This is a genomic window from Moorena sp. SIO3H5 (genome assembly GCF_010692395.1).
GTDB lineage: Bacteria > Cyanobacteriota > Cyanobacteriia > Cyanobacteriales > Coleofasciculaceae > Moorena.
Genome location: NZ_JAAHHS010000436.1, coordinates 1 through 6163 on the forward strand (window position 1 = coordinate 1; position 6163 = coordinate 6163).

Annotated in this window: 2 protein-coding genes; both read right to left on the minus strand. The window is 45.2% G+C overall.

Annotated features, from left to right (window positions below; translation table 11 throughout):
- A partial coding sequence (locus tag F6K52_RS30565) for a filamentous hemagglutinin N-terminal domain-containing protein (RefSeq protein WP_293087746.1) occupies positions 1–2148 on the minus strand: 2148 nt, incomplete at its 3' end.
- A gap of 101 nt (positions 2149–2249) precedes the next feature.
- Positions 2250–6163, minus strand: a 3914-nt coding sequence (locus F6K52_RS30570) for a translocation/assembly module TamB (RefSeq protein WP_293087749.1), incomplete at its 5' end; no start/stop codon positions are given.

The following is a 6163-nucleotide window of genomic DNA, read 5'->3' on the forward strand; positions in this document are numbered from 1 at the left end:
AACTCCCTCCGTGCCCAGGTTTTCTAAAGACACTTGCAAGGTGTAAGTGTCCCCCACTTGTGGGCTTGCGCGCTGGATCAATTCATTATTAGTAGCACTAGAGGGGAAGGCACCGACTCCGAGTAAGTAAACCCCTGGGGAGGTGATAGTGGTATCAATTAAGGAGTCTGTGGTGAAACTGCCAAAGACTGGTAAACTTCCACCGGCACCATCAGCGGTCAAAGAATCGTCATTGACCTCTAATAATTCTCCTGTACCTTGATTAAACAGGAAAATCTTGGTATCTACGTTGCCGTCTCCCCCTGTAAAGCCATTGTCGATGTCGAAAATAGCTCGACTGTTGCCATTCGTGATACTAAAGGAGAAGTAATCGAATTGATTTTCGGCTGCCCCCAATACGGTGGTGCCATTAATAATCTGTTCTGGAGTCCGTTCAATGGAAACATAGGGAATTCCCCCAGGACCAGATTCCGCCACGTTGGGATTCGGTTCAGTAATAAACTCCAGAGCATTTAAGTCAAAGGTTTCTAAGTCTAAGAAAGGATTAGGGACAAAATCCCGACTTTCCCCAGATATAGTCACACTTTCGGTAGCGTTAATGGTGATATCTCCAGCATTGCCTAAGTTGCTGGTAAGGGTGATAATCTGTGCGCCAGTTTCCAGGACTAAGGTATTGAGATCCAGTGCGATCGCACCGCCATTACTACTACTGTTGGTTACTGTACCGATAAATCCCCGATTAGCTAGATTCAGTGACCCTTGGGCATTATTAATGGTAATGTTGCCACCAAAGCCACTAGTGTCACCAGCGGAATGAGTTAGGATACCGCTAAATAAGCCATCTTCAGTGAAACCGGAGATATCAATCGCCCCATTAGCATTAATCTCAATATCTCCTGATGCCCCATTGCTATTGGTAACGGTTTGAACTCTTGAGCCACCAGTGATAGTCAGGGTGCTAGTGGTTAGCTGAATGTTTCCGCCATTGCCTATCGCATTTGTTTCTAAATCATTAGCAATCAAACTTCTATCACTAAGATTAGTATTGCCATTAGTGTTAATGGTAATATTGCCAGCTACTGCATCTGGTATACCTGCTCCATCGGTCAATCCAGCTTGTAAAGTGGATTGAGACATGTCGAAGTTAGCACTATTGATGGCAATAGTTCCGCCATTAACATTAGTGACATCTACTACCGAACCGTTGCTCAACGAAATATCACCTCGTTCGACTCCATCGGGAAAACTAACGGATGTTGCACCATTGAGGGTAACTGTTCCTGAACTGGATAATCCTCCTAATTCCACCCGTCCGCCGGGCACTTGGAGAGTGGGACCATTGAGGTTTACTTGACCCCCAAGTAAGCCCATGGTTTGCCCGGTCTCTATGCCTAAAGTAGCTCCTATCACGTTGACTGGGGCAGGATTGCTACCATATTGCAAACCAGTGGGAATATTAATGGTTAACAGTGGTGGGGCATTTGGATCAGTAGCGCTAAAGTTGAAACCATTGTCAAAGACCGCACTATCGGCAGTGCTAGCAAAAAAGGAGCCTGCTACATCTAAGCTCGCATTGGAACCAAAGTTAATACCATTAGGATTGAGCAAGAATAAATTAGCGCTACCGTTTACTCCCAACGTGCCAAGAATTTGAGACAAGTTGCTGCCAGTAACACGAGTCAGAATATTAGTAATGCCATCGGGATTATCAAAATACACTCGTTGACCATTACCAACATTAAATTCGAGAAAACTATGGAATAAGTTACTATCTCGTATTGCTCCCCCTTCGATTAAATCTGCTACTGCACCACGAATAGTCTGATTAGGAGTAACCTGAGAATTTTCATCCCCCAAGGTACTATCTGGGGTAAGTTGAGCGAGGGTGGGTGAGGCGAGTAATAAACATAGACTACTGACTTCGAGCAATCCCACTAAGCCCAATTGCATTAGTGAAATGGTATCTCTGGTTCGGCTTTCTGTGAGGGGATTAGCTTTTTGGGGTTGGGGGATGCGATCGCTTTCCATGGATAGACCTGACCGATTAGTCTCAGTCTTAGAGTTCCCCCCACTGTTGCTCAGAGTCACACCTGTGATGAACGGGTGCATCTGATTAAAGCTGTTTGAGCCGGTGTGTGGAACAGGCATCTTGCCTGTGACAATTTCCCGGCGGGCTGTCTCAACGCCTCTTACCCCGATTCCCGATTCCCGATTCCCGATTCCCGATTCCCGATTCCCGATTATTCTAATTAAAATCGATTTTCATACTCGACAATTATCTTCGTATCGTCTGAAAAATTGCTAGCACCGCGTAGCAGAATTTCTTCATTAACTCGATAGCGCAAGTTGTACTGAATTGGCTGATCAGTAGTTAATACTTTTAACAACGAAAATGATACATTATTAGTAATATTAATTCCGGCTTCAGCACCTATCTCTAAGCTATCAGTGCGCCTATTATCATCTGTAACTGTAGTAGGGAAAATGCGAAATTCATCTAATCCGGCTGCATCACCAATCAGGTTGCTGACATTACTTAGTAGTGCTGACCCAGCTAAGTTGGCCAAACCCAAAGTACTATTGCCTCGACCCAAGGTATCTACAAAGCCACCCCCTAATAGGGCAACAATTTCCCCTTCACTACGTTTTGGCATACTATTGAGTTCTACTCGGTCAAAGAGCTGACTTGCTAGCCCTTTTACTTTTGCTTGAACCCGAATAGTTTCTGTAGTGCCAAAATTAGTTGGGTTATCGCTAATTTCATTAGCAAAGGTTTCACTGGTAATGGGTTGTTTGCTAGATTCAATTACCGATGCCACCATCTGCACATCTAACTCTGGGTCTCTGCCAAGAGCTGCTACAAATCGGGCATTATTGTTGTACTTTTTATCAAGGCGAAACTGAGTGGTAAAGAGATTCACCTGACCGCGCAGCAGCTGAATCGTTCCTTCTGGTCTAATATCACTCATGTCGCCATTAATTAGAAGGGTACCGCTGGCAAGAAAATCTAATACTGGCAGCTGTCGAATTAGGATGTTTTTACCTAAGGTCAACTTTAAGTTATTGAACTCTATTAGTTCGTCACCTGTAGATGCGCTACTCCCGGTCGGGGCAGTTTGAGATTCAGAGATGGGTACTTGACCATCAAACAATTCGATGTAACCACCAACCCTAGGATTAAACAAAGTCCCAGTAATAATGGTCTGACCTTGAACACCACCACTGTAAATCCCTTTGAGATTGATGGCTAATTGATTCAGGTCAACGGTGAGGGGATTCTCTAATGGTCTAGGTAGGTTTCGCAATGGCAAATTCCCTACCGCTATTAATTTACCACCACCAAAATTACCTTGTAAGGTGTCTACAATTTCCATACGGTTGAAGTTAAACCGGATTTTGCCATTAACCTCTGTCAGGGGTTCGGGTAAGGATTGGGCAGCAATGGTAGCGTCTTCTACATTAATGTTACCGATAACGGTAAGTTGCTCCAGTTGCTGTAGCCAATCTTGGTCTTGGTCAAAGGTACCGGAAATATCTAAATCTACTTGCCCTTTACCATCGACCCAAGCAATTTGTTGATTGGTAAGCATGTTCAATCGGGCAAGTCCTTCGTTTTCAACCTTGAGTTGTAAACTGACTTGCCGATTTTCTGGCTCTACTTCAGCAAAGGGTAACTTGTAAGGGATTTTGGCAGTGATAGTTAGGGGTTCAGACTCTTTAGTCAGAAAACTTTGGGCAAACACGTTCAAGCGAGCATTGTTGTAACTAAAGCTGCCTTCGATGGATTCGAGGGGTGTTCGGTTTAGGGTGGCATCCACTACGGATATTGCTCCCCTAGCTTGGGGATTGCTTAGACTGCCATAAAAGTCCGCTGTGGCATCAACAAATCCTCCATAACCAACAGAGCTGGGAAATTTCAATACTTGTCGAATCAAGGCAACCGGGACGTTCTTTAGCCGGAGCTGACCCGATGGCCCTTGTTCACTGATACTACCGGACAAGGTGGCTAGGCTCTGACCCGATTGAACCTGCACAGGTAAAAGATTCAGTACCCCTTCTTCAAAATTCCCTTGGGCGATAATTGTCTCAGCTTTATAGGAACCCCACTGCCAGTTTTCCCCTTGGAAATTAAATTGGGCACTGATGCCATCTTTGAGTGAACCTTCCATACTGATACTGCCAGTAAAAGCACCATTCATCTCGCTAAGCTCTGGTAACAGTAAGCTCTCTTGACGCTGCTGCCTTTGTCTGTTTAGGAGGGTGACTATTTCTGACATCCGCCGCAGGGGTTTTTTGAGACCATTTTGTGGGTTACCTACTCCAGTAACAGCAAGATCAGCAGCTGTGCCGTAGACGGGCGCTTGCAAGCCTCGACCTAGGTCAGTAATCTCAAATAGTTGTAGGGTAGTTAGAACATCCTGGATTTCTCCGAGCTTAGCCTGGAGTTGCCCTTTAAATTCTGGTCCGTTGGGGGTTGGGGTGAGGTTGGCAGCAAATAAGTATTGACTATCACCTTTTTGAAACAACCCATCGGTTAGAGTAATCTTCCCTTGCTGGTATTGGAAAAAGCCTCGTAACAGATTACCTCTGAGGTTGTCAAAGATGGGATTTGCGATCGCAATTTCACCAGATGAACCAAAGGTCTTGAGGTTCAGAGCAATGTTCCCAGATATTTCTCCTGCCAAGGGTTTGCTTAACCATGGTTCGAACTTTTGACTGTCTACCATACCACTACTCAAGGCCAGACTCTTAATGGTATTGATGGGAAAATTATCTACGGTCATTTGTAGCTCATCCCCTGAGCGAATCCCAGTAGCGGTTTTGTTCTGATACTGCACCAAAAAGGAAACGGGTTGGTAATTGGGGTCTAGCACAACCTCCAGTTTGTCTTGATTACCTGCTAGCTGGAGATTTACCCCTGAGTCTGGTGCTATATTTACTCGACCTGTCAGTAGGGATTCAAACTCCAGGGGACCAGCAAAAAAGTACCGCAGTCTTAAGTCACCGTTAATTGTCGGAGCTTGAGGAGTACCAGCAATGTTACCGTTAAAACCGACTAAGCCTCCTAAATTGAAGGCATAAGGCAGCTCAGCAGGTAATCGTTGCAGATTCAAATCCTCTGCTTGTACCTGGAAATCAAAGGTCTTAATTGCTTGTAAGCCCTGACTCCCTGGGTTTAGATTGACAAAACCATTGGCATTGAATCCTTCGGCTGTGGCTTCTTTAATCTCTAGCCTTTGACCATTCCAGTCAAAGGATGTCGCTAGGGAACGCTCAAGTATAGAAATGCCTTCACTAAAATTCAGCTTTCCCTTAGCTTGGATTGCTGATAGAGCTGTATCTGGTGTCAATAGCAACGGAGCAGAAATATTGACACTGCCATTGAGCAGTCCTCGTAAATCGGGATTAATCTCCCACAACTGGAGATTAGTAGGCTGGAAAACCCCTTGAAATTTACCATTGCTAAACTCAGCTGTTCCTAGTAATTGACCACCAGCAACCTTCAGTTGTCCAGACCCTTTGCCCTGAATGGCGTCAATGGTTAAATTAGTTAGATTACCAGAAACAGTGACATTACCGGAAAGAGGGCCATTGAATTGGGGCGGGACCGGAACAAGAGCACCCAAGTCAAGGTTAGAGGTTTGTACCTTGGCTTGGAAGTTACCATTGGCAATATCGATTTGAGAAGCCTGAATCCTACCCCCTTCCACATCTAGAGTACCAGACCCACTAGCGGTAATGGTGCTAGGACTTACCGAATCTAGATTCCCTGAGATGCTAAACTCCCCGGAGGCTGGACCGTCGAATTGCGATGGTATTGGTCCGAGACGACCTAACTGGAGATTCGATGCAAGTACTTGAGCTTTGAAGTTGCCATTAGCGATATCGACAGCATCAGCTTTAATGCTTCCTCCTGCGACATCTAAACTACCAGACCCACTAGCAGCAATGGTACTAGGACTTACCGAATCTAGATTCCCTGAGATGCTAAACTCCCCGGAAGCTGGACCGTTGAATTGGGGGGGTATTGGTCCAAGACGACCTAACTCAAGATTGGATGCAAGTACTTGAGCTTTGAAGTTGCCATTAGCGATATCGACAGCATCAGCTTTAATGCTTCCTGCTGCTAGATCTAAACTACCAGACCCACTAGCAGAAATCG